Below are 24,954 nucleotides of genomic sequence, written 5' to 3'. Positions count from 1 at the left end.
GCGAGCATTTCATCCCAAATTGTTGAAAGACCCGTTATACATGGAAGAAATGCAGGCGGTATTAGAAGACGAATATCAATATCAGTATTTTCAGATGGTTACCATAATAGGTTGAACTACTAACTAACCATGAGCCCTCTACTTGCAGTCGTTGCAAATAGAGGGCTCATGGTTTACTTTGGATATTTTAATTAAAATTTAGTCTTTCAGTCTGCCGTGGTCACAGCCGAGTGAGAGATAATGCTCGATTTCACTACCCAGCACAAGCTGGGCGTACTCCAAGGGCTTGTTGTATAGTAAAATCAGCGGTAATACCGGTTTCTCTTTCATGAAAGTGTCGTTCATCATTTTTCCTCCCTGGAACACGTTATGAGATATTTTTGCGGCGATGCCATGCCATCATCACGAGAGCAACGAGCAAAGTGGCAGTTTCGGCAACCGGAAATGCAAGCCAGATTCCGTTCAGATGGAACAATTTGTCCAGACACCATAAGGCGGGAACAAGGAAAAGTATCTGCCTGCATAATTGGATTGCCATGCTGGAACCTACTTTTTCCGTAGCCTGAAAATAGGTGGAAACCATAGTAGAGAGACCGCAAAACAGATAGCTTGCCGCCATGATCCGCATGGCGGAGATGCCAAAGGAACGCATAGCTTCCGACGCCGTAAACAATCCCAGGATCTGCGTCGGAAAGAGGAGGACAGCCAACGTCCCCAGTATCATCATGCCGGTGACCAAAACAGTTCCATATCGGAAAGCGGAATGCAGCCGTTCGCTGTTGCCTGCGCCGTAGTTAAACCGCATAATAGGCAAACAGCCCTGAATCAAGCCGTTTACTGTCATAACGATCAGCTGCTGCACCTTAAAATACGCACCGAAGAAAGCAATCGCCGTATCGGAATACGCCACCAGGAACAGATTGACGAACGTCACCATAAACGAACTGAGGGCGTTCATAATAAAAGATGGCAGGCCAAAGGCAAAAATACGGCGGATCATCTGCTTTTGCAAATGAAAGCCTTTGATTTTTACCTGCACTTTCTGCTTTTTGCCCAGCAGCAAAGCAAATGCCAAAATCATGGATACTGAATAGCCCGCAACAGTAGCCACCGCAGCGCCGCGGATTCCCATAGGTGGGAAAACACCAATGCCAAAAATTAGGAGTGGGTCAAATACAAAATTAACGACCACTCCTGCAATCTGGAACCACATGGGAGCGACCATGTTCCCGGTGGCCTGTATCATCTTCTGGATGGCGATATGCACCATATTGGGAATTTGCATGAAGGAGCACACACTCATATAGGCGATGCTCAGCTGATAAATTTCTTCATTATTGGTGAATGCCCGAAAATAGGGTTTCATAATCAGTAATGCCAGAAGATTGAGCAAAGCACCAATTCCAAAGGCCAGTAACAATCCATGTGTGACGGTTGTATTTGCATCATCCTGCTTTTTCTGTCCAAGATATCCTGCTATCAGCACATTCACGCCGACACCGATCCAGATAGACGCCGCATTCATCAATGTTGTAATCGGGAATGCCAGAGAAACAGCGATCAGTGCATTCTCACTCAACCGTGCCACAAACGCGCTGTCTATCAGGTTATAGGAATATTGCAGGAACATGGAAATCAGCGGCGGTATCGACATTTGCCAGATGAGCTTTCCAACGGGCGCGACCGCCATTTTGTTATTGGTCTGCATGCTTTCCCTCTTCTCCACAAATTGTCCGAACAATATAGTTTTGTTTGCGTGCTGCGGGCTGACCGACTTCCTGGGCCGGATAAGTCCCTGCTTCCAGTACAGCGTCCAAAGCCTTGGAAGGGACCGATTCCGATTTATAAGCCCGTACACTACGGCACGTCTTGATAAGAGACAAAAAATTTTTTCCCATACAGATATAGTCCTCCATTCTGCTAATACTTCTGAGATACAGGCAACAAAAAAGCCACACAACTATCACAAGATAGCTGTGTGGCAAAAAGATGACCGAATCCGGAAAAGTCCACTAAAGTTTTGCGTTTATTATTATAGCGAACTTGAAGGAGTCTGTCAAGCATCAATCATTACGGAATTGTGGCGGCTGTCTGTTGTTTTTTGTGTTACTTTATGGCACATGAGAAATTCTGTCTGGTTTTGTACTCGTAGTGAGTGGGCATGTTCTCCCATGGGGAGGCCACCCATCAGTCCAATTCATTCAGTACGATATTGGATAGGATATTCAAGGCTCGGAATGCTTCTCGATATGGTAAAATATCCGGATCTTCCTTGACTTTTCTTCCCTCAAAACGCTGCATTGCAGCTTGGATACTTTCATCTAAAAATTGTTCAATCTCTGGGTATGCGTTATTATTATCAATGCCTTTTGCCATAACAACACCAAAACAGGCACTCGGCAGTTCTTCAAAAATTTCTTTTTTAACAACAAATCTCATTTTATGCCCTTCTTATCTGCACTTGACCGGAATACATATTTCAGTCACAAATTTTTCACTGTCATTAGTAATGCCATAGTCTATGAGCGTGATTTCTCGCGAAAAACCAACAATCTGTATCTGTTCTTTTGTGATGTAGTCAAGGAGCTTTTCATAGTGCGCTGGAGCTTCTATATGACTGCCTCGAAAACGCAGCCGTACACAAAGTGTTTTGGGAAGAGTAATGGTTTCACCTGTATAAATGTCCTCTTGATCCAGTATTAGAAAAATGCTGTCATAACGATTTACTATTGATTGCTGCAAATGTTCCGCGGAAATGCCAAGTCCGACCTTTCCAAGAAATACAACGGCTTCGGCATCAGATTGATCCAGCTTTCTAATCGGCACTTCCATATCAAGAGAGCCATCTACTTTCAGTGGAGCATCTACCCAAACAATGCGACAGGACGGAAGCTCTATTAAGGAAACGGTATCCAAAGGCACACTTTGTGCGTCTCGCAGCCAATTTAAGCGGTGGTTAATCTTTTGTTCTATACGTTGTAATTCTTGTTGCTTTTTCAGGACTGCATGCTTTTGCTGTAACAACTTTTCCTCAATACGGCTGATATCCTTATTTTTGAGAAAGTCCTCAATCTCGGCCAAAGGCATATCCAATGCCCGCAAATACCTGATTGTGTTGAGTACTTCAAATTGTTCGGTGCCATAGTAACGATAGCCAGAATCTGAGGAAATGTATTCTGGTGTAAGCAAACCGATATGTTCATAGTGCCGCAAACTACTAACACTGATATGAAACAATTTTGACACTTCACCTATTGGGAAAAGATTTTTCCGATCCATATCTTACTCCTCCACCAGAACAAGCGTTGATTTGCGCCGTATGACTCCAAAGGCGATTAGGCAGATCACGACCGATAGCAGTGAGCCTGCCGCGGTAGCCAGTCCCATCGGGAGAAGCGTTGCCGGGAATAATTTTGAGGTCACATAAACGCCAGGCACACGCATCAATACAATGGCGAGAATATTGTGTAAAAACGACAGGCCGGATTTCCTGCATGCGCAAAAAAAGCCGCTAAAACTAAAATGAATGCCAGCAAAAATACAGTCAAAAATGTAACCACGCAGATACTGGCCGCCGAAACGGACCACCGCCGCTCCGTCCGCAGTGCTGGGATCAGTGAACAGCGAAACGATGCCTTCCGCTGTAAACTGGATCGCGATAGAAGCAAGCACGCCAAAGCCTGCGGCGAGCATCACCGCATAGCGCAGCGTTTGAATGGCCCGCTCCGGTTTGCCCGCACCGATATTTTGCGCTCCCAAGGCAGAAACGGTAGACAGCATAGAGGAGGGGACCAAAAAGAGAAAACTGATCACTTTCTCCACAATCCCGACTGCCGCTGCGTCATTCAGTCCACGCTGATTGGCAATAATCGTGATAATAATAAAAGCAACTTGAATCAGGCCGTCCTGAAACGCAATCGGGATGCCGATCCCCAAAATTTTCCCCATGACCGCACGGCAAGGCTTGAAGTCGCTTTTTTTCAGAACGATGCTCCTGCGTTTCAAAATAACGGTCAGGGAAACAACTACACTGATTGCCTGAGAGAGAGTTGTACCAAGGGCTGCGCCCGCAGGCCCAAGGTGCAGCACACCCATAAAAAGATAGTCTAAAGCGATGTTGGCAGCACAGGCTGTGGCAATAAAGCACATCGGGCTTTTGCTGTCGCCCAACCCTCGAAAAATAGAACTGATAATGTTGTAGGATGTAATAAACGGAATCCCGATAAAGCAGATGGTCAAATAGGTGACCGTACCACTCACCGCATCCGTTGGCGTAGATATGGCAACGACAATGGGATGAACAAGGGATAACAGGATGGCCGTAAGTGCAATGGAAACCACCAGAAACAATATTACCGTATTCCCGATGTTATGCGCTGCCTGTTTTCGATCTCCTGCCCCCACCGCCTGGCCGACGCTGACGGTTGTTCCCATCGATAACCCTACAATCATAACCGTAAGCATGTGCATCACTTGTGAGCCGATAGAAACAGCGGTAGTACTGGCTACACCCTCGAACTGTCCGATGATTAATAGGTCAGCCATGCCATAGAGCGTTTGAAGAAAATACGAGAGCAGATACGGCAATGAGAATAATACAACATTTTTGAACACACTGCCGGTAGTAAGGTTCTTTTCCATATTGCCTAATCCTTCTTTTTTGTTAAACTACCAATATTATAATATCTACAACAGATGTAGAGTCAAGCGCTTTTTCTCATTTTGTAGTACCGTTCAAATGACTTTTTGTAAGTTTATTTTTTTCACGCAAATTCTTGAGAATATCTCGTGTTTCCATGTCTGTCCCTCCTAAGGAATATGTTATTATTTATTATAAAACTGCAAACCTTATTTTAACAAGCAACTCGCTGTTGCTATGGAATAGTGGATGCTGTCAATCAAATTCTTGCGTGTTTCTTTATGGCACATGAGCATTTGCGGAGGGGTTATCGCCGCCGTAACCCTCCATCAGGTTGACGGCACCCCACACGCCCAGACCGGCACCCAATGCCACAACCAGAGTCTTCAGAACGTCCACTGCGCTGTTAAAGAATTCCATAGAAAAATCTCCTTTGTTTTGAAAAAGTGACCCTGCACACACCTGAAATCCGTTTGCAAAAAGCCGAAAACCACGGCGAAGGCTGATTTTCCGGTGTACCTGTTGGGTCAATGGGTAAAAAATAACCGCTCGTCTTATCAGGCGGGCGGGAGTGAATCGGCATCTATTTGATAATGAGCATACAGTGTACGAAACCGTAAAGGTCGGAGAAGCAGATGGCGTACTTGGAACTAGTACGGATGAACATGGAAAGAATGTTTATACTCTAAGTTGGGAATATCAGGGGATTACACATACCGTTATGGGAAACATTCCATACGATGAGATTATGAAAATTGCGGAAGGTATCCGTTAAGAAAGCCGGACATTTGTAAGAGTACACAAATGTCCGGCTTTCTTTTTGTCTGAACTTACAAAGATGGAAAATTTGAAAAAATTTCTCCTGAAAATTGAAACGAAGCGAATGCGAATTGCGTTGATTATACAAAGGCTCTTGTTAGGAGCAAAAAAACGGAGGTGTATAAATGAGGCCGTCAATGAAAGCAAGGATTGTTCGTTATGGTTTTATAGGTGTCGTTGCAGTGCTTATAATTCTATGTGGAATGAAATTTAGCAATATGTACAAAGATTACCAAAAGCTTTAATTCAACCAAGAACAGATCGATACACAAGTATCTGTTTTGATGTCCATGCTTTTTTCAGACTTGTACTATTCCGACCCCATTGATTTGGGCGAGACCAAAGAGCATGCAGATGAACTTAGCGTTTTGCTTCAAGTAACATCCTATGATGAAATTCCTCATTTTAACGATATTGCCAACAAATTGATTGAAATATCGAAGAATGTTGAGTCACGTCCGGCATTTAGTGAACAGACCATTGAACTGTTTCAAAGTTTTATTTACAATCTTGGAAAACCTCTTTCCGATGATATAGATACGTTGAGTACATCTCTATATGAATCGATAATGTCAGAGAGCGTTGAAGGATAGGACTTTTTTTACATAGTTTGAATTTATTATCTTGACAACTTGAATCGCTAATGACTAACAGTCCTCTATTTGCAACAATTGCAAGTAGAGGACTGTTGTTTTGGTTTGGATATTTTAATTAAAGATCAATCTTTTAATCTGCCATGGTCACAGCCAAGTGATAGGTAATGCTCGATTTCACCACCCAGCACAAGCTGGGCGTACTCCAAGGGCTTGTTGTATAGTAGCCAGTCCAGTTCTGCCCGCTGTGCCGGAGTGTTGCCGTACTCGTCCTCAATGGCGATACAATCAATGGAAAGGGTAGTGCCATCTGCGAACCGGGCTTCCACCCGGTTGGTGTCCATATTGTAGCGGCAGGAAAGCAGTTTGTTCATGCGAAAACCTCCTGTATGTATTCGTTGTTCGAATCCAGTTGGTCGTGTCCCTGCTCGTGTGAATTTAGGGCAACTGAATTCATCACGAGTAATTATGGCACATCATGACCAAGTTTCTGGTAGTTTGTACCGTAGGACGGTGAGTTTCCTCTGGTATCGGAATTGTTGTAACTATCGATTGTTTCTTTGCCGAGTGCTTCAGACAACTCCTTCAGGGTGGTAGGCTCGCTGCCACCGAGGAAGATTTGCGAATCCATGTTGCCGACAATGGTGTCGGCGTTATCTTTGTAGATGGCTTTCAGCTGGCTGCGGGTCTGCAAGACAAGGCAGGCGGAAATCTCACGGCTGCGGATGGTGGCCACCAGCTTTTCCAGCTGCGGAATTTGACCAATATTGGCACACTCGTCAATCAGGCACCGCACATGGACGGGCAGCTTGCCGCCGTATACATCATCGGCTTTGTCGCATAGCAGATTGAACAACTGCGTGTAAATCATGGAAATCAGGAAGTTGAACGTGCTGTCGGTGTCCGACATGATCAGGAATAATGCCGTTTTCCGGTCGCCCAGCTTGTCCAGTTCCAGTTCATCGTACATGGTGGCATCCCGAACTTCCTGAATGTCGAATGGCGATAAACGGGCACCGCAGGAAATAAGGATTGACTTGGCCGTTTTTCCAGAGACGAAAAGTCAAGGACTTTTTTATCAAATTCAAAAAGAAGTCACATTTTGCGGACTTCCTCACGGAGCAGACGCTTGATTTTGTCCTCCATCGTCTCTTTTGCGGTCTGGCTGAAATGCACACGGACGATATAGGTGGTCTTGCCGATCTGCTTTCTGACAGTCGGGCAAGTGGCGGTGTTGGTTGCGGTATTGTTCATTCAAAATCCTCCTGTAAATGAAAAATGCCCGGTGACTGTTCATCATCGGGCGGCGTCGGTATGAGGGAACAAGGCAAGGCGGCAACATTAAGGTATCTATAAAAACCTTGCCGTCTTTGCCACGCTTGCCGTGTTCCTGTTGTCAGTTGCGGAGATAGCAGACCCATGCTGTGCCATCTTTCTCGGTCACAAGTCTGTCCCCGATACGGCTCTTCGCCGTTCTCATGGTGCGTGAAGAAATCCCACGCTCATTGACTGCCTTTTCCAGCTCTGCGCTCGGCATACGCTTTCCATCTGCCAGCAGTTCCAGAATGAGCATTTGTGCTTGTGCGGTCTTGCTCTCGGTCTTGGCGGTGTCTGCCCCGGCAAGAAGCTCGTCAGCGGTAATGTCATAAGCCCCTATCCACTCAAAGCCTTTCTCGTCTCCCAGAGAAAAGGCAAGGGACTGTCCGGGCGGCGCAAGGGAACTTTTCTCATGGATAAGCACCCTCGTTGTGGGGCTGTCCTTCAGCTTGCCGATAAAAAGCAGACTGCGGACTGCCGCCGTAATGTCGATAGACCCCAATCCCCGGTAGGTGCTTTGCGTTCCTGCGGCTTTGTTGAGGTGTCCTATCAGCACGATAGCGCACCCGGTAGCCTGTGCAATGTCTCCCAGACTGCGGAAGATGGGACGGACTTCATTTGCCCGGTTCATGTCCACATCTGCGCCCAGAAACGCCTGCACCGGGTCAATGATAACCAGCCTTGCGTTGTTCTCTCGGATTGCCCTTGCTATGCGCTCATCGGCAAGGGTCAGCGGCGTGTCTCTATCGTCAATGACAAGCACTCGTTCAAGGTCTGCGTCCGCTTCCATCAGCCGGGGCTTGACGGTATCGCCCAAACCGTCCTCTGCGGTCTGATAGATGATATTGAAAGGCTCAAGGGTTTCCATACCGGGCAAGGGCTTTCGGTTGGTGCAAGCCGCCGCAAGACGCATGGCAAAGTAGGTCTTGCCCTCGCCGGGGTTGCCCTGTATGATCGTCAGCTTTCCAAAGGGGATATACGGAAACCATAGCCAATCCACGCTCGTCAGCTCCACATCTGCCATACGGAGCATGGGGACAGGCTGGGCGGTGGGCAGCTCTCGCAGCGTGATTGTCTCGGCTATGAATTTGCGGCTGGGAATGTCCCCTTGCTGACGGAGAACATCGTTCCAGTCTTTCCTTGCCGGGACAAGGCGAATGACGGCGATCTCGCCGGGAATGGACTGTGCCAGTCGTGTGCAGGCTTCATTTCCTGCGGTGTCGCTGTCAAGGCAGAGGAACACTTTTTGGGTGACCTTGCGTTCAGAAAGAAAACGGTCAAGGGCTTTGCCAGAAACGCCGCCCAGGGCAAGATAGCTCCTTGTCTGCCAGTCCTGCGGATAAAGGCAGATAAAGGACAAAAGGTCTATCGGCGCTTCAAAGACAAAGAGCTGGTTGCCGTTTCCCTCATAGCGGAACGGATAGGACTTGTCAGACCCGGCAATATCCTGTCTGAATGTGTCTGCCGTTCCTCGCACATGGGCGTATCTCGGTGTGCCGTTTCGGTCTCTGCCGACAAAGACAACATTGTTCCGCTTTGCGTCCTCATAAATATCCCCGGAAAGAAGAAAAGCCTCAACCAGTTTCGGGTTGAGACCTCGGCTTTCGCAAAGATATTGAATTGCTCTGTCGGCTGTTCTGCTGTGCAAGGGCAAGTGGAACGCTGTGAGCGGTGCTGTGGTGGCTTCGGTCTGTCCCTCGCCGTTTTCGCCTGTCAACATCTGAACGGCTTCGGGAAAGGACTTGCCGTAAAACTCCATGACAAAATCAATGGGATAGCCGCCCTTGCTCTGGCTGTGGCGAAACCACTTGTTTCCCCGGACGGTCAGACTGTCATGTTCTTTCCAGCGGTATTCTCGTCCGCTTTTTATCAGTGTCTCTCCCTGTGTGCGGAGAAAATCTTCCAGACTGACGGCATTTGCCCGGTCAATCTGTGCTTGGGTGTAATTCATCGGGATAGTTCCTCCTTTTTCTGTCGTGTTTGAGGTCGATTTTGGAGCTTTTGTTCCTCTGTACGCTCGTTAAATCGGGCGGCAGTATCTACGCATGACTTGACCTTCCAAAGGCGGTGTAAATCGTCTCTGACGGTCTTAAACTCGCCGTAGGTGCTTTCGTGCGCCTGTTCCAGCTCGTCATACTCGTCGGACAGTTTTTTCATATCCACCTTGCCGTCCGGGAACTCCCCGGTCAGCTTTCGTCTGGCGGCGTAGAACTGTATCAGTTCCGCTTCATGCTCTGCCTTGTACTTGGCTCTGGGATTCTCAAACTTGATTTTCTGCAAGCCGTCATAGACAGGCTTCAAGCTCTGGAAAGCAGCGGAGCTGTCATAGAGCCGCTTAATCGCTTTCATTCGGGCGGTCTGCTCGTCCAGCGTTTTCTTCAAGCTCTCGGTGGCAGCACTGTGTTCGCTGACACGGCGTTCCAAATCCTCAAGGGAGTAAATGCCGTTTGCCCGGAGATAATTGAAAGTATCGTTCATCTCCTTTAGGTTGCTGATTTTGCCTTTCTGGGAATATGCCCCGGCTTTGCGCTGAGTGTAATAGGCGTTCAGCAGAGAAACAAGGTCGGGTGCCTGTGGCTTGGCAAGCTCGGCTTTCATATCCGCTATCCAGCCCATAAGCGAAGTGATTTTCTTCTTGATGTCTCGAATAACGGCATTGGTGGCTTTGATCCAGCGGTTGAACTCGCCCTTTTCGGTGCGTATGCCTTTCTTCTCCATCGCCCGGACGGTTGCGCCCTCATGGACGGTGGGAAGAAGCTCCACGCCCTGACGCTCATAGCTTCGGTGGTCGATGCGAACATCAAGCCCTTTCTCTGCAAACTTGGCGTTGCATAGTTCCGCCCATGCTTCACGCCAATGTTCCAGCGTTTCGGGACTGCCCCAGTCGGTAGTGGGAACGGCATTGAAAACATACTCGCCGTTCTGGTCTCTGATACGATTTCCGTCCTCGTCCAGCTCGTACACTCGTCGTTGCTTTAGCCCCCATTTACCGTCCTGCTCGATGGGGCGGATGGGACAAAGCACATGGAAGTGTGGGTTTGGTATGCCGCCGTCCTCCCGGTCTGGCTGGTGTACGGCGAAGTCAACCACCATGCCACGGCTCACAAAGTTCTCCAATAAAAATCGCCTTGCAAGAGCGATGTTTTCCTCAAGGGAAAATTCATTCTGCAAGGCAATGTCAAAGCTGTATGCAAGCTGGGCGTTCTTTCCACGCTCGGCTTTTTCCACGGCGTTCCATAGGGTCTGGCGGCCTGCGTATTCTGGCGGTGCATGGGACGGCAAGAGGATGTCAGAGCAGATCACGCCGCCCTTGCGGGTGTAGTCGCTGTATTCGCCGTAATACTCGCTATACAATCGCTCCCCGGCTCGGTAGGCAGCAGAAGCGATAGCGGACTGTCCTGCGCTTCGCTTAGTCTGCGTGACACTCAGATGAAATAGTGCCATCGGCTTTCAACTCCTTTCCTCCGTTCGCTTTGTTGATGTGGGTAATCGCCATATGACGGACGGCTCGCTGGACTTCGGACAGAGAAAAGATGTGTTCCATCAGCTCTGTCATTTCGGTGCGTGTCAAGTCCTTAACCTCCGGGGCAACGCTTTCCACCATGCCGCCCAGATTGCAAAGGCGGTGGGTGCGTTTCTTGCGTTCGCCTTTCTCATAGTGTTTCTTCCTCTGTTCCAGCCTTTGGAGCTTGTGCTGTTCCTGAAGAAGCTGAGCTTCAGCTTGTTCTTTTTCGGCTCTAAGCTGGTCGAGGGTTTTCGTTTTTGCCATGTTTCATGACCTCCTTTTTTGAAAATGGGTATAAAAAAAGACCGCTGATTTTTTCACACGGTCATGTGTATCAACGGTCTGTTTTTTAGTATTCAGTTGCAATGATTATCTCACTTTAGTTTACGATACCAGCTATATAATCATAATCAATTTTTTCTGAAACCACCTTGTAAAAGAAAGGGTCTTTCCGAATAGTATCATCCGAATTGATGATAAAGTTATTCCAATCATCGGCTTCATTACCATCGGATAAATAAATGGTCATCTTAAAGCTATATCCAGAATAACCAACAGACGGCTTCGACCTTTTTAACTTGATTTCATTTAGATTTTCAATAATATGTTCGATTTGTGTCTCATCTGTGATGTGAGTTGCATTTCCAGTATTTCCATTGAATACGACAATTTCTATAACTTCATCATGTTCCAAATCCATCAAGTTAATAGGAACATTGTACCAGATACCAATCCCTACTGCGAGAACCGCTACAATAGTTAGTAACATTACCAATTTCCGTTTCATAATTATGCTTCTCCTTTCAGTTGGATTTTCAAAATCAAACTTGCTGGCGGCGAACAGCATTTTATACTGTTTGCAGACGGCAAGTCAACAAGGGATAGCCGCATAAGCGGCGCAAGGGAGTGTAGCTCCCTTGACGGAACGAAGTGACGAAACATGCTCGGTCGAGCAGTTTTCTTCTGCTGACAGAGAATACAGCTCCGCAGGACGCACTACTCTCGATAGAGAGTATAGAAGTGCGCCCTTTAGTTCCTAAAGGGATTTTATCAGTTCGACAAACTTGAATTGTTAATTTGGAACTGGTCCTATAATGCCAAATGCTATTGCATCAATAAAAAGCACGAACGCTATCACATAAACAATTAAAATAGTTGCAATGACTTTAATAACAAGTTGTTGATTTTGTCTTAAATTACTCTTACTAACAATCCTTAAGACAAAAATCAAAGCAACGATGATGATAAAAGAAATAATATTATAAAGAACTACTGTTTTCATCTATGTGTCCTCCTTTTTTATATCAATTCCAGTTTGATGCTCAATTTTCACATTCAAATTATACCATAAAACTTGTGAACAATTCTACCGTCATTTTGGAACATATGAGAAAAGTCCGAACAGTTTTCTGCCCGGACTTCCTCGCTCAATTATAAATCAACTCTGCTTTCACAACTTCCTCTGCCTGCGCCTTGCAAGCGTTCATCTGCCGCACCCATTCCATTTGGTTTTCAGCTTTCAGTTGCTCTGTCACGCCGTACTGCTTTGCCAGCTCTGGCACGATCAGTTCCATGCGGCTTCGTGCCGCTTCGTCAATCTCGGCGCAATGCTCAAAGAGCTTGTCGGATAGCGCCAGCTCATTGAACAGTATCGGGCGGTGCATTTCCAAATACGCTTTGCGAAGTCTGCCGTAGTGTCCGAGGGGCTTTGTCTTGCGGATAACGATGTTCGGGATAAGATAATCTCCGTTCTGTGTGTAAGTGATATTCATGCTGATTGCACTCCTTTCATCGGCTCTCTCTGCGGTAAACTGCTGACAGGGACGAACACTCCCTTTGCAATGTCCTCCGCACGAATGGCGGCTTTCTTGGCTTCGATTTCTGCCTTTTTTCTCCCCTTGATTTTGTCCTCGTATCGCTTCTGCGCTCCGCTGGCTTTCCGCTTCAAGTAGTTCTGATGAAGCCTGTCCTTGCGTTCCTCACGCTTGCGGATTTCCTCTAATTCCTCCGGGGTAAGCTCCACTTCGCCAAACGCCGGTGGAACGAATCGCCCAACAAAATTGAAGTAAATCTCGACCTCCTGTGTGGTCTGTATACTGCCTTTACGGTCACGCTCATGCACAAGGATTTTCTCGATAAACTCGTTGAGCATGGCAATGGTCAGCTTGTCGAAGTTCTCATACTTGTCAATCAGAGCGATAAAACGGTCAGCGTCCTTTTCGTGCTTCTCGTAGCTCTTGATAGCCTTTTCCAGATCGGAGATTTCAACGGTAAGCTCGGACTGTTCCTTTTCGTATTGAGCGTCCAGAGTGGCGTATCTGCTGTCGGACAGCTTTCCTAAAATGTTGTCCTCATAGATTTTGCAGAGCAGGACTTCCAGCTCGGAAACTCTCTGCTTTGCGGTGGCAAGGCGTGTCCGCTGTTTCTTGACCTCTGCCGTCTGCTGGCTGGACTGCGCTTCCTGCACCACACGGACAAACTCGGCTCGGTCATGCTTCGCATACTCGGCAATGGCTTTCAGCATTTCAGAGACAAGGGACAGTACCACATCTTCATTGATACGGTGCTGTGTCGTGCAGAGCTTTCCAACTGGGACTTTGCTGTATTGGGAGCAGGTATATTGAGAGATACACTTGCCATTGTTGGTGCGGTGGACATACATTTTACTGCCGCAATCGGCACAATAAAGCAAGCCAGTGAGTGGAGCTGCTTCGCCCCAGCCGTCCGGGTAGCGTCTGACATTCCCACGGATTTTCTGCACAAGGTCAAAGGTCTGCTGGTCAATGATAGGCTCATGGGTATTCTCGAAAATTGTCCATTCGTCCTCCGGGACATAATGGCTTTTCTTGTCCTTGAAGTGCTTTCGGGTCTTGAAGTTGATGGTGTGTCCCAGATATTCACGCTTTTCAAGAATGTTGCAGATGGTGGAAGAACCCCAGCCGTACACATCTTTGAAGGTCTTATTTTTGTTCACGCCCTCGCCGTGCCGGGCAAGGTAAGCGGACGGAATGAGGACTTTTTCTTCTTTCAGCTTGCTGGCGATCTGATACGGACCGTAGCCGTCAATCGTCATGGCAAAGATGCGCTTGACCACCTCGGCGGCTTCGGGGTCAACCAACCATTGGTCTCTGGCTTCGTTCCAAAGATAGCCGTAAATGACTGTGCCTGTGAGGTGCTTGCCGGACTTGCCTTTGGACTGGAAAGTGGAACGGATTTTACGGCTGGTATCTCTGGCGTAATACTCGTTCATAATGTTGCGGAAAGGGGTAAAATCATCGTCCCCTCTGGCGCTGTCCACGCCGTCATTGATGGCGATAAGGCGAACGCCACGCTGACGCAGGATTTCCATAATCTGACCGACTTTCAGATAGTCACGACCCATGCGGCTCATGTCCTTGATGCACAAATACTCCACATTCCCTGCTTCCACTTCTTTCATCATTGCTAAAAATCCGGGACGGTCAAAGCAAGTACCACTAATGCCATCGTCCGTGAAATGGACAATGTTTGTAAAGCCCTGCCGTGCGGCGAACTCCTCCAACATTGCCTTTTGATTGGATATGGAATTGCTCTCACGCTGTTGGTCATCATCTTTGCCAAAGTCATCACGGCTCAGTCGTTCGTACAGAGCAGTGATTTTCTCGTTTTTTCTCATAACTTGCGCTCCTTTCTTCGATTTTAGGTTGTGTGTTCTAAGAGACTTCCCAACTGCTTGATTAAGAAGTCTTTTAGAGCATACAACACCGGCAGCTAATTTATAGAGCTTGTACTGGCGCACTGCAAAAGAATTTGGCTTTTTCTTGCCTAAATCCTCAAAGAGCAGGTCAACCGGATTCTGATAGGTTTCATCGTCCTCGGACACCTGCATGGTGTTGAGCATTTCCAATAACGTGGCAAAGTTTTGCTCCTCAACCGGGGCTTCGTAGTGAAGATATACACTTCCACAAAATGATCGCTTTCTTTGACAACATAGCCGCCCGGGGCAAAATGACCGTTTTCGTTGATACAGACATCCCGGCCATACGCCTCATAATCGAAATACGGTTTTACCTGATCCGGCACATCCAGCATTTCCAGCTCGTCTACATAAATACGCCCCAGCGTTTCCTCATCGGATACGCCGGGGTAAAAGCCGTAACAGTCCAGATTTTGTGTTAGATTGATGATGTCCCGCACCGAGGAACAGTGATCGCTGCTGTCGAGGACGGCCTCCAGTGTTTCCAGCTCCGATGAGGTAAGCTCGGAAAGCAGGCAGGCCAGATGATTAAAGCTCGTCCGGATTTTCATACTCGCTCAAATGGTCATAGAGCCCCAGCACATCCCCATCGAAAGAGGTAATAAAAATTTCCTGATAGCGGACGCCATCCACGCCGATCCGTTTCAAGAGAGCCTCCACCTCCTGGGCAGTTGTGGGGAATTTCAGTGTTTCACCCACAAGCTGGCCCTCGCTGTACTTCCCGGCGTTGGTAACGTAGGCTTCAAACAGGGTCGCCATCAGCGGCGGCCCTGTCCCTTGACGGTCAGGATACCCTCAACAGCAAGTCCATCTGGCTGTTTCCTACTCGGAAATGATTGCCCGCATTAGCGATCTACCAGCGCGTCAATCTTATCGTGGTACATGGGATCGACACGGGCTTTCTGGCGTTCCGCCGCTGCATACGCTTCATCGACCATTGCCCGGTAGCCCGCCGTAGCGGAGCCCGGCTGATAGTCGGAAAAGCTGTTCATATCCTTTGCCCGCTTTGCGGCTTCTTCATTGATCGGATAATATTTCGGCATAGTATTTTCGCTTATTGGAAGGGTCAGCTGTTGATATATGCCGCCCTTTCCTGTATACTGTTCTTGTTGTATCTGTTTTTTCACAACCTCAGCTTCCAACAAAAAATGAGATAGGCAACCCCTTTCGGGGAAGTCTATCTCATTTTTTTCGTTGGCGCTATTTTGCAACAGCCCCTTTTTATGTGTTGTGAAGAAATATCTATCTGTAAAAGATTCGTCCGAATGTACTTGAAAAAGCATTTTTTTCGGCTATAATGGAATTATAAGAAAAATCAGCCGAAAGCAGGTGACCGATATGAGTTACATCACAAGAAGTCTTGAAAAGGTAGTTCAGCAAGTTACGCAGGAATATCCAGTTGTGCTTGTGACTGGCCCCCGGCAGGTGGGAAAGACGACCATGCTGCAAAAGCTCATGGAGGGAAGTTCCCGTGGGTACGTCTCGCTGGATGACCTGAATGAGCGTGCACTCGCCAAAAATGACCCGGAACTGTTTTTACAGCTGCATAAGCCACCGGTTCTGATTGACGAGGTTCAGTATGCACCGGAACTATTTACCTATATCAAAGTCTATGCAGATACTCACCACGAACCGGGTGCTTTTTGGCTGACTGGTTCACAGGTGTTCAAGCTGATGCGTGGGGTACAGGAGTCGCTCGCCGGACGTGTTGCAGTACTGTCAATGACTTCTCTTTCGCAGTCAGAAATAAACGGTGCAGATACCGAACCCTTCCGTGTGGATTTGGATGCTCTGCTGAAACGTGAGGAAAAAGCTGTGCCCGCAGATACCAAAGGTATCTTTGAGCGTATCTATAGGGGTTCCATGCCCGCTATTGCAAGCGAAAAAAATACTAATAGTCAGATTTTTTACAGTAGCTACCTTTCCACCTATATTGAACGTGACGTAAAAGAGCTTTCAGATGCCATCGATGCGCTGAAATTTCTGCGTTTCATGACAGCGGTTGCGGCTCGCTGCTCACAGATGCTAAATATTGCCGAAATTGCACAGGATGCGGACATCAATCAGAAGCAGGCAAAAGATTGGCTGCACATTCTGGAAACGCTGGGCATCATCTTCTATCTGCACCCCTATTCCAATAATCTGCTGAAGCGGTTGGTAAAGACCCCAAAACTCTATTTTTATGATACCGGGTTGGTCTGCTATCTGACCAAGTGGAGCAGTGCAGAGGTTCTGGAGTATGGTGCAATGAACGGTGCAATCCTCGAAAACTATGTTGTTTCTGAAATTGCGAAAACCTATTTGAATACCGGCAGAGAGCCGTTTCTGTACTATTACCGCGACAAAGATGCAAAAGAAATCGATATTATTTTGGAGCAAGATGGTGTTCTAAATCCCATCGAAATCAAAAAGACCTCGAACCCCGGCACTGAGCTGACGAAGGTATTCTCTTTGCTGGATAAAGCTTCTGTCCCGCGTGGGAAAGGTGCTATCGTCTGCATGAAGCCCAAGGTTGGGGTCGTGGACCGGGATAACTACGTTGTCCCGATTTGGGTCATCTGATTTTCGATATGTACGGTTGTACTTGAACTTGTTAAAAATGCTTATGATGCACAAACAATATTAGCATCGTCTTTTCTCATCAATGTATAAATGCGTGAGGAAATCAGTTCGATCGGGAGTACGCTGTGCATGGATTGCAATCGTTCACCGTAATTTGGAATGTCCCGGTATTCTCTGCCCAAGCAAGAGCATTGTACAGAAGTCTGCAATGCCCTTTTTGTTTTAATACCACAACAAGGAGGGAACTATGGAAGAATACAGTTTAGACCGACACCTTAAATCCTACTGCGATGCCCACGAGGAATATCAGAATCTGTATGCGACATGGAGCCTGAACCGGAAAAGCTGCTCTGAAATGCTGAAAACGGTTCTTCTGCGCTACCCGCATTACAGCCTGCATGATGCCAGCCATGCCGAAGCCATTTTATCGAAAATCGAAATGCTTCTGGGCAGCCGCGTGAGCCAGCTGTCCCCTACGGACACATGGCTGGTGCTTCACGCCGCCTACGCACACGACCTTGGCATGGTGGTGCAGTGGCGCGATTTACAAAAAGCCTGGTCTGACCTGGCGTTTCAAAACTATCTCACTTCGCTTGCCGAGGGCGAAGACAAAGATCTGCGCAATGCAGTACAGTGGCTGCGCAAAATGGAGGCAGGCAAGAAGGATGATGCACTGTGGCCCCTCCATATCGTCCGCAGCGTCCAGCTCATCGACGCTGCCTATTTCCGCAGCCAACATGCCGCCATGTCCAAAAGCTACATTGAGCGCATCGCCCAAGGGTTGCAGATCGACCTTGGACACAGCGGCTTGGTGCGCAGCCGCCTGCTGCAACTGCTGGGCGAGATCTGCGCCTGTCACACCGCCCCGGAAGACCAGGTGTTGGAGCTTCCGTATGAGACCAACGGTTTTGGCTCTGACTATGCGCATCCCCGCTTTGTTGCCATGCTGCTCCGGCTGGGTGATCTGCTGGATGTGGATAACGGACGCTTTAACGCCGCTGCCGAAGAGGTGATCGGCGGGCTGCCGGAAAGTTCCGTTGCACACAAGGAAAAGCATGAAGCCACCAAGCATCTTTTGATCACGCCTGAGCAGATCGAATTTGCAAGCGACGGTCCCGACGAGCCTTCCTACCTGGAAGCCCGCCGCTTTGTGAACTGGCTGGAAGCTGAGATCCGTTTTTTGACCATGAATTGGGTCATTCTTGTTCCAAAAGGCTTTGGGGGATTTGCACCGCGCTTTGAAAAGCCTAAGCTGTGTATCAAGGGCGTACCCGATGCAGAAGGGCTGGCCGGGCTCCACTTTGAGATCTCACAGAAAAAGGCATTTGAGATCATTGAAGGCTCCAACATTTACGAAAACAAGTTGGTGTTCATCCGTGAACTGCTGCAGAACGCCATGGATGCTTCCAAAATTCAGCTCTGGCGGGATCTTTGTGCCGGCACCTATCAGGCGTGGATCGGTGAAAAGGACAGCAAGAAGCTGCAAGCCCTGCAACCTTACAGCCTGCAGGCAGAGATTTATCATAGCTACCCCATCAAGATTCATTTGAGCACCGACGAGGATCAGGTGACACAAATCGAAATCGAAGACCGGGGTACTGGCATCACCCTTGATACCTTCAAGCGTATGTGCAATGTCGGTGCCAGCCCTTCTGGCTCCGACGAACTGAAAAAGGAGATTCAGTGTATGCCAAAATGGCTGCGGCCTACCGCAGGTTTTGGCATCGGACTTCAGTCGATTTTCCTCGTGGCCGACCGCTTTGAGATTGTGACGAACAACGGCACCGAAGTTCTCACTGCAATCGCACACTCCAACCAAAACGGCGGCTACCTGCAAATCAAAAAAGAGGGCAGCAGACCTTTCCGGGGTACAACGATTCGCATCGCACTCAAGGTCCCCATTGCTCCTTCGTTTACGTTTGCTGGCAAGTCCTTTTACTACTGGTACTTCCAGTACGACCCTATGGAAGCACAAAACTGTCTGGGAGAACTTCAGATTTTGGACGAAGTCAGCAATAACTACGGAACATCGCTTTTCACGGTCCATGTTTCAAGCAATAATCCTTCGGTGGGGAGCCAGACGATCACACATCTGATTCCCATCTGCGAGAATTTTGCAGCAGACAAATGGGAACGCCGTGACAATTACCTAGTCCAGTTTGAAAACGATTGCTCCACCGCAAAGCTCTGGAACGAAACGAACGCCGTCTACGCGGAGTTGTCTCTCCATCCGGAATCCAGAAGTCTCTCGGAGGTGCGTTTTAAGGGCGTCCGGGTAAAGGACAATCTCCTCTTCCACGAGCAGTGCCTAGGTGCCGTGATCGACATTTATGGTTTTGATACCAAGAGCTGTCTGCGGCTGAACCGCTCTGAACTGACAAAAGAAGGAAACCGTATTCTGAGTGACCTGATGCTCGAACTCCACGATTGCTACATCGAGGCCGTTCTCGCACGTCTGAATGGTACTGACAAACAGGACATCGCTCTTTTGCAAAGTAAGCAGTTCAACTTGTTCCATTTCTGGCTTGCCTGCCTGCCTGCCAAGGCAAAAAGCCGAAATCAAAACAGATCATTTGAAAACTCTGACGGAAACTGTTTTTGTACTGCAGTATGTAAACGATTCCTTCAAGATCCAGCAGGTCAGGCTTGGCAGCATCCTCCCCTTTGACGATAATCTCTTTTTTGTCCACGGCTCCATGTTTAAGACCGTTGATGGTCTGGACTATGACCGCATTGATGATGTCTGCAAAAAGCTGACCGCAGCTGCTGAAAAAGCCCCAGACCTCCAAAAAATTATCCTTCCGTTGGATGAGCGCTTGATTCGCGCAGCTTCCAACTGTCACAAAGCGTTTATCCGAAGAGCAAACGGCCTCTTCCTCTACCAGATTTCGCTTTTTCCTGTTGGTCTGCAGGTGGATGCGGAGACCAGAGAACTCCTTTTGAAATCCCTCGGCGAACGGACACTAATCTCGCGCACTATTTTTGACGACGAAGAACATTCTCCCCGCCGCCGGGCGATTTCCGGACTTGCCGATTATCCCAATCTGTGTGTATCCAGGCTTCCGGTCGGTGTCATGTACAGCAGTTTTTCACACTGCAACGCCATTATTTCTCCTTTCAACTGTGACCAAAAGCGACTTGCCGAATCCGAAAGCTGTGACCTCTTTGTTGCACAGATTTTGGAGTCCAGCGCATTCCAACGCGTCGTCCAATGGACGATGGACCACGCGCCGGACAATGCCGCCCTGCGCAGTGTGGAAACTGTGAAGCAGGAGTACCAAAAGCTCATGCAGGACTATTATCAGGTGATCCACTCCGCAGAAAAAACTCAAACTCATCTAAACAGCACAACATCTCCGGCTGTAGAATCGTAGTACATTTCTTTGCGATAAAATCACCCCCCCTCGGTGAGCCATGCGTAAATTCATGGTTCGTCTTGTTCTGGTAATAAAGCTGCATCGTGGTGGGTGCATTGTACAGAGAAGCGAGCAGGTATTGTTTCATGTTTCGGATTGGGCTGCTGTTCTCTGCAAGGCACATCAGCACAAAGCGGATGTGGTCAGCATTCAGCTTCATGAAACGACTACGCACCACCTCGGCGGGTTTATCGTCCTCGGCAATGTGCAGCGTCTTGCGGTTGGTGGCGCAGGTGTCCACAAGCAAGTCCACAATCTGATAGATGGTGTCCTCATCGTCCGGGCAGAGCCGGAGCAGAGTGTCAACCTCCAAAGACTGTGAAAAATATCCTTCCAACTGTTCGCGTTTGCTCATCGCATCATCTTCTTCCGAATAGAAGGGATAAGGTTCACTCATTTCAGTATTATTCTCATCAGTCTTATTACATCGTGATTTTGCAGGGTCTTGACTTGTGGTTTTGAAGCCTCCAGAATCGTGAAAATCACGATTCTGGAATATTGATTTTGACGATTCTGCCGAAAAGTTTTTCACATACACCAAACTTGGCTTGCCCAAACCTCTGCGTTTTCGTTCAATCAAACCAAATTCTTCAAGTTATCGCAGCAGCTTAGTCGCTTTGTTGTCTGCGCAACACAATGCCCTCTTGACATCCTCAATCGTAAAGATGATGAACACTCGGCCTTGCTCGTCCAGCCAGCCATTTCTAGCAGACAGGCTCATGCGGTCGAGCAGGATGCCATAGAGTGTTTTGGCATCGGTTGACAGGTCTTGAAACCGTGTTTCTTGAAAAAGTGCCTTGGGAATGCGGTAGAAGGAGAAAAGCTCTCCGGCCTGTCCGTAGAAGTAGTCAAGGGTCATGCGGTTGGTTCACAGATAAAAAACAGCGATAATATATCGGCATCGTTGAGAAAACCTCCTTGTCAATACTTTTGGGGAAAATAAAAAGCGCAACTTTGATGTGTAAAATCAAAATTGCGCTAAGTAAGCTGTCAGAAAAAACTTTTCTCGTAAATGACCTTCTCTCTGAGCAAAACCCATTGACACACTTAAAAATTGGGTGGTAAAATTGCCTTGTAGGCGGAGCATGATTCCTGGAAGCAGGATGCAGCTGTGAACCTTTTCGGTGGATAGAACGTAACAACGCGAAATTAAGCCCGCCCCCACGCTTTCGTGTGGGGGTGTGTTTCGATACCGTTCGGGAGAGCGCTTGCATGGCATGCAAGAGGTCAGCGGTTCGATCCCGCTATTCTCCACCAAAAAAGCACTGTACTTCGTTTGAAGTGCGGTGCTTTTCTTTTTATATAGACGCAGAAAAAGGCGGGAGTTTCCCACAAAAGGGAAAGTCACCGCCTTTGATGATCATCGGATGAGCCAGCCGTAATCCTGTCTGCAATCTACCACATGATCCGCATAAACCGTATGATCTACAATCTGGAAGATAAGCATATAGCGTTTTTCAAACAAGATGAATCGGTAAGCATTTTTAGGAATGTATTCGCCTTTGAGCCATGGGCAGCGCTGCGGCATCTGCTCCAAAGACTTTGCAGCCTTTTCAAATTCGACTGTAAGCCGCTCTGCTGCCGCAGGGCTGACATGTGCCAGAAATGCGGCGTGGGACACCAGCATCTGAGCAGCCCGTGCTGACACGATCACGTGGTATTTATTTTGCTGTGCCATGCCCTGTGGCCTCCTTGACTGCACTGCGCATCATGGAAGTGACCTCGTCGATCGAATAGCCCTCGCTTCCGCGCATCCGGTCCTCTTCCACGGAAAGCAGCTCTTCACGGAGCTTCAGCATTTTTTCACGGCGGTTGTAGGTTTCGATGTCCATGACGACCAAGTCACCCTCGCCGTTCTTGGTGAGAAAAATCGGCTCAGCGGTTTCTCTGCACAAATCGGCGATCTCGTTGTAGTTCTGACGAATCGCTGCAGATGGACGGATATTCATAAAAGCACCTCCTGCTCCTGAACGATCTATAATAGTAAAATTCTAATTATATTATATCCATATTGTGCTATGAAGTCAATGCGAACAGCTGTCACTTCGTTCTCCAGTTCCACCACTTTGCCAGCATTACGATCATAGCAGCCACGAAAACACACAAAAAATTTCTGCCCACTGCCGCAGCCTGCGCGAAACGGGCTGTTTTGTGCGCGAATGGCAGACCACGGAAGGCGGAACTTGTGCTATAATAGAATAAAAAATAGGGAAGCAGAAGGAACGGGGGGTGCAGCGATGAACCTGCGGACGGCAATCGTGGAAGACCGCAAGCCGGATGCCGAACGGTTGGAACAGCTGCTGAAAAAGGCATTTGAAAATGAGAACATATCCTGCAGCTGTTTTGCCAGCGGAGATGAATTTTTGCGGGCCGACTGGCGCGAAGGGTATCAGGTAGTGTTTCTGGACATCTGCATGGAGGGCACCAATGGCATTGAGACGGCGCGGCGGCTGCGTGCGGCCGACCCGGACCTGCTGATCGTGTTTGTGACATCCTCGCCGGAGTACGTGTGGGATGCCTTTCCGGTACATCCATTCGATTATCTGCTCAAGCCTTATAAGGAAGAAAAGTTCGAGCAGCTGGCAGGGGAGCTGCGGCGGGTGCTGTGCCGCCAGCAGCCAGAGCTGGAGGTGCGCATTGCCCGGCAGATCGTGCGGCTGCCGCTGACCAAGATCTACTATGCTACGGCACAGAACCATTATGTGCGTGTGGTCACGGATGACGGCGAGTGCCGGGCCACGGCAAATTTTGCACAGGTGCAGGAACAGCTTCAGACCCAGCCGGAATTTCTGGTGTGCAACCGCGGCGTGATCATCAACATGTCCAAGGTGCTGCGGTTTGAGGGCGACTGCATTGAAATGCTGGATGGGACCCATCTGCCGGTGCGGCAGAAAGACAAAAACAGCCTGCTCGCCCAATTTACGCAGTACCAGTTCCGTGGGATGCAGCGGGAATTCTGATCTGGAAAGGAGAGCGCTTGTGAATTTTGCATTGTTTGGACGTTTTTTTCTGGAATTTGCAATGATGTATCCGGCAGAATACCTCTGCCTTGCCTCGCTGCAGGAGCACTTGCGTGCACCGTGTAAAACCTATGCCATCGGTGCGTCGGCGATCGCACTGATGGGTCTGGCTGGCGCAGCGGTGTGCTGCATGCTGGACATGGAAACGAACTTCCTGCTCATCCCGCTGCTCATCATCAGCTTCTGGCTGCTGCGCTGGCGCACCGACCGGGAAGTATCGATCAGCCAGACCATGTTTCTGTTCTCGGTGTCGGCAGTGATGATGTCTGTGTGCACCCTGCTTGCCGTTGTGCTGAACGCGGAAGCTGAGCTGGACAATGCACAGCCGGTGTTTCTGCCCAGCACCTCGGTCATCTGCCTGACCCTCGCGGTGATACTCAGCACCATCTTCCGCTTTACGGCAGTGCGCTGGAGCCGGTGGCTGCTGCAGGAGTACCACGGAGAAGCCTTCTGGGAGTCGGCATGGCCGCTGCCGGCACTGTACGCGGCGTTTCTGGTGTTCTGTATGCCGAAGGAGATCGGCATCATCCTGATGAACCGCATCCGCATCATCGCGGTGCTGGCAGTGAGCATCTCGCTGCTGGGCATCTTTCTGCTGCTGTACGAGATGTACCGCGTGGCAAAGGAGTATGCCCGCAGCTCCCAGCTGGACCGCGAAAACCAGCTGCTGGCCGTGGAGTCCCGCCGCTATATGGAGCTGCGCAGCTATCTGGAACAGACCCGCCACCTGCGGCACGATTTCCGCCAGCACCTGCATGTGATCTCCGGCCTGACCGAGGCCGGGCAGCTGGATGAACTGAAAAGCTACCTGAGCCAGTACGAGAGCGAACTCAGCGATGCCAGACCCACCCTGTGCGCCAACGCTGCGGTGGATGCGCTTGCCGGCCACTACGACTACGAGGCTCGGAGACAGGGCATCCAGATCGAATGGAAGCTGGAACTGCCCAAGCTCCTGCCCCTGCCGGAGGCCGACCTGTGCACCATTCTTGGCAACCTGCTGGAAAATGCGCTCCATGCCAGCCAGAAGCTGCCGCCGGAAGAACGGCAGATCAAGGTGCTGGCCCGGATGCTCAGCCCGGCCATGATGGGCCTGATGGTGGAGAACCGCTACGATGGCGTGCTGAAAAAGCAGGGCGGCGTTCTGCGCTCCACCAAGCATGACGGACAGGGCATCGGCCTTGTTTCCGTCGAAACTGCCGTGCACAGGTATCACGGCAATCTGACGGTGGAAACGGGCGGCAACGTTTTCCGGGCCAATGTGCTGCTGAACCTGTAAAATATTCCTGCCCCAAGGCACCGGCTTTTTTGCACAAGCCGGTGCCTTTTGGTTGCACTTTTCCCGGGAGA

General features: G+C 48.9%; 21 protein-coding genes and 6 pseudogenes. 6 read left to right on the top strand and 21 right to left on the bottom strand.

Annotation, left to right across the window (positions count from 1 at the left end):
• Positions 1–198: 198 nt before the first annotated feature.
• The 6 genes and pseudogenes from DW937_RS14925 to DW937_RS09995 form a co-directional block, all read right to left on the bottom strand.
• Positions 199–300 (bottom strand): annotated as a pseudogene (locus DW937_RS14925) (DUF6061 family protein); the annotation flags it as partial.
• A 67-nt stretch (positions 301–367) separates the two neighbouring features.
• Positions 368–1,708, bottom strand: coding sequence for an MATE family efflux transporter (locus DW937_RS10015; RefSeq protein ID WP_120120825.1), 1,341 nt, complete (start codon positions 1,706–1,708; stop codon positions 368–370).
• Positions 1,709–2,187: 479 nt separating this feature from the next.
• On the bottom strand, positions 2,188–2,439 hold the full coding sequence (locus tag DW937_RS14920) for a hypothetical protein (RefSeq protein WP_165852921.1): 252 nt from the start codon (positions 2,437–2,439) through the stop codon (positions 2,188–2,190).
• A gap of 12 nt (positions 2,440–2,451) precedes the next feature.
• Positions 2,452–3,279, bottom strand: coding sequence for a MerR family transcriptional regulator (locus DW937_RS10005; protein ID WP_118528358.1), 828 nt, complete (start codon positions 3,277–3,279; stop codon positions 2,452–2,454).
• A 3-nt stretch (positions 3,280–3,282) separates the two neighbouring features.
• Positions 3,283–4,641, bottom strand: a complete 1,359-nt coding sequence (locus DW937_RS10000) for an MATE family efflux transporter (RefSeq protein WP_118528356.1) — start codon at positions 4,639–4,641, stop codon at positions 3,283–3,285.
• A gap of 289 nt (positions 4,642–4,930) precedes the next feature.
• Positions 4,931–5,059, bottom strand: a pseudogene (locus DW937_RS09995) (Maff2 family protein); the annotation flags it as partial.
• A gap of 151 nt (positions 5,060–5,210) precedes the next feature.
• Here DW937_RS09995 and DW937_RS09990 point away from each other — a divergent pair.
• Entirely contained in the window at positions 5,211–5,414 is a 204-nt protein-coding gene (locus DW937_RS09990) for a DUF4367 domain-containing protein (RefSeq protein ID WP_256372188.1), read from the top strand.
• Positions 5,415–6,176: 762 nt separating this feature from the next.
• Here DW937_RS09990 and DW937_RS09975 read toward each other — a convergent pair.
• From DW937_RS09975 to DW937_RS09920, 12 genes and pseudogenes are all read right to left on the bottom strand, one after another.
• The gene (locus DW937_RS09975) at positions 6,177–6,425 is read right to left on the bottom strand and encodes a DUF6061 family protein (RefSeq protein ID WP_118528348.1); all 249 of its coding nucleotides are present in this window, start codon (positions 6,423–6,425) and stop codon (positions 6,177–6,179) included.
• A gap of 101 nt (positions 6,426–6,526) precedes the next feature.
• Positions 6,527–7,105, bottom strand: a pseudogene (locus DW937_RS09970) (TraG/TraD/VirD4 family protein); the annotation flags it as partial.
• A 41-nt stretch (positions 7,106–7,146) separates the two neighbouring features.
• Positions 7,147–7,305, bottom strand: a complete 159-nt coding sequence (locus DW937_RS09965) for a transposon-encoded TnpW family protein (RefSeq protein ID WP_006428300.1) — start codon at positions 7,303–7,305, stop codon at positions 7,147–7,149.
• Positions 7,306–7,447: 142 nt separating this feature from the next.
• On the bottom strand, positions 7,448–9,319 hold the full coding sequence (locus DW937_RS09960) for an AAA family ATPase (protein ID WP_120120822.1): 1,872 nt from the start codon (positions 9,317–9,319) through the stop codon (positions 7,448–7,450).
• The gene (gene mobQ / locus DW937_RS09955) at positions 9,316–10,812 is read right to left on the bottom strand and encodes a MobQ family relaxase (RefSeq protein ID WP_120120821.1); all 1,497 of its coding nucleotides are present in this window, start codon (positions 10,810–10,812) and stop codon (positions 9,316–9,318) included. The genes DW937_RS09960 and mobQ overlap by 4 nt, the downstream gene beginning before the upstream one ends.
• Positions 10,778–11,137 carry a DUF3847 domain-containing protein gene (locus tag DW937_RS09950; protein WP_120120820.1) on the bottom strand — a complete coding sequence of 120 codons (360 nt, stop codon included), beginning with the start codon at positions 11,135–11,137 and terminating at the stop codon, positions 10,778–10,780. Before DW937_RS09950 ends, mobQ begins: the two co-directional genes overlap by 35 nt.
• Before the next feature lie 115 nt (positions 11,138–11,252).
• Positions 11,253–11,660: a hypothetical protein gene (locus tag DW937_RS09945; protein WP_120120819.1), complete on the bottom strand. Its 408-nt coding sequence runs from the start codon at positions 11,658–11,660 to the stop codon at positions 11,253–11,255.
• A gap of 285 nt (positions 11,661–11,945) precedes the next feature.
• Positions 11,946–12,155 (bottom strand): hypothetical protein, encoded by a 210-nt coding sequence (locus DW937_RS09940; protein ID WP_120120818.1) that lies wholly within the window; start codon positions 12,153–12,155, stop codon positions 11,946–11,948.
• Between the two features lie 145 nt (positions 12,156–12,300).
• Positions 12,301–12,645: a TnpV protein gene (locus DW937_RS09935; RefSeq protein ID WP_120120817.1), complete on the bottom strand. Its 345-nt coding sequence runs from the start codon at positions 12,643–12,645 to the stop codon at positions 12,301–12,303.
• The gene (locus DW937_RS09930) at positions 12,642–14,528 is read right to left on the bottom strand and encodes a DUF4368 domain-containing protein (RefSeq protein ID WP_243111461.1); all 1,887 of its coding nucleotides are present in this window, start codon (positions 14,526–14,528) and stop codon (positions 12,642–12,644) included. The genes DW937_RS09935 and DW937_RS09930 overlap by 4 nt, the downstream gene beginning before the upstream one ends.
• Positions 14,529–14,806: 278 nt before the next feature.
• Positions 14,807–15,368, bottom strand: a pseudogene (locus tag DW937_RS09925) (antirestriction protein ArdA); the annotation flags it as partial.
• A gap of 92 nt (positions 15,369–15,460) precedes the next feature.
• Positions 15,461–15,652, bottom strand: a pseudogene (locus DW937_RS09920) (hypothetical protein); the annotation flags it as partial.
• A gap of 295 nt (positions 15,653–15,947) precedes the next feature.
• On the opposite strand from DW937_RS09920, the gene DW937_RS09915 reads away from it, so the two are divergent.
• The 3 genes from DW937_RS09915 (at position 15,948) to DW937_RS14735 (ending at position 20,545) form a co-directional block, all read left to right on the top strand.
• Positions 15,948–17,171, top strand: a complete 1,224-nt coding sequence (locus tag DW937_RS09915) for an ATP-binding protein (RefSeq protein ID WP_097777565.1) — start codon at positions 15,948–15,950, stop codon at positions 17,169–17,171.
• A gap of 247 nt (positions 17,172–17,418) precedes the next feature.
• Complete coding sequence (locus DW937_RS09910) at positions 17,419–19,839, top strand: ATP-binding protein (protein ID WP_120120815.1); 2,421 nt, start codon at positions 17,419–17,421, stop codon at positions 19,837–19,839.
• Entirely contained in the window at positions 19,745–20,545 is an 801-nt protein-coding gene (locus tag DW937_RS14735) for a hypothetical protein (RefSeq protein ID WP_133300976.1), read from the top strand. Before DW937_RS09910 ends, DW937_RS14735 begins: the two co-directional genes overlap by 95 nt.
• A 49-nt stretch (positions 20,546–20,594) precedes the next feature.
• Here the strand turns inward: DW937_RS14735 and DW937_RS09905 are convergent.
• From DW937_RS09905 to DW937_RS09895, 3 genes and pseudogenes are all read right to left on the bottom strand, one after another.
• Positions 20,595–21,446 (bottom strand): annotated as a pseudogene (locus tag DW937_RS09905) (DUF6017 domain-containing protein); the annotation flags it as partial.
• Between the two features lie 501 nt (positions 21,447–21,947).
• The gene (locus DW937_RS09900; RefSeq protein WP_097777566.1) at positions 21,948–22,265 is read right to left on the bottom strand and encodes a type II toxin-antitoxin system RelE/ParE family toxin; all 318 of its coding nucleotides are present in this window, start codon (positions 22,263–22,265) and stop codon (positions 21,948–21,950) included.
• Complete coding sequence (locus DW937_RS09895; RefSeq protein WP_097777567.1) at positions 22,249–22,536, bottom strand: type II toxin-antitoxin system Phd/YefM family antitoxin; 288 nt, start codon at positions 22,534–22,536, stop codon at positions 22,249–22,251. The genes DW937_RS09900 and DW937_RS09895 overlap by 17 nt, the downstream gene beginning before the upstream one ends.
• A gap of 288 nt (positions 22,537–22,824) precedes the next feature.
• On the opposite strand from DW937_RS09895, the gene DW937_RS09890 reads away from it, so the two are divergent.
• Positions 22,825–23,547: a LytTR family DNA-binding domain-containing protein gene (locus tag DW937_RS09890; protein WP_165852923.1), complete on the top strand. Its 723-nt coding sequence runs from the start codon at positions 22,825–22,827 to the stop codon at positions 23,545–23,547.
• A 19-nt stretch (positions 23,548–23,566) separates the two neighbouring features.
• Positions 23,567–24,883, top strand: a complete 1,317-nt coding sequence (locus DW937_RS09885; protein ID WP_243111460.1) for a GHKL domain-containing protein — start codon at positions 23,567–23,569, stop codon at positions 24,881–24,883.
• The last annotated feature ends 71 nt before the right edge of the window (positions 24,884–24,954 follow it).

Source organism: Faecalibacterium sp. AM43-5AT (assembly GCF_003603345.1).
Taxonomy (GTDB): domain Bacteria; phylum Bacillota; class Clostridia; order Oscillospirales; family Ruminococcaceae; genus Faecalibacterium; species Faecalibacterium taiwanense.
Note: the sequence above shows the minus strand (reverse complement) of the source record. Positions and strands in the feature narration are given on the sequence as shown.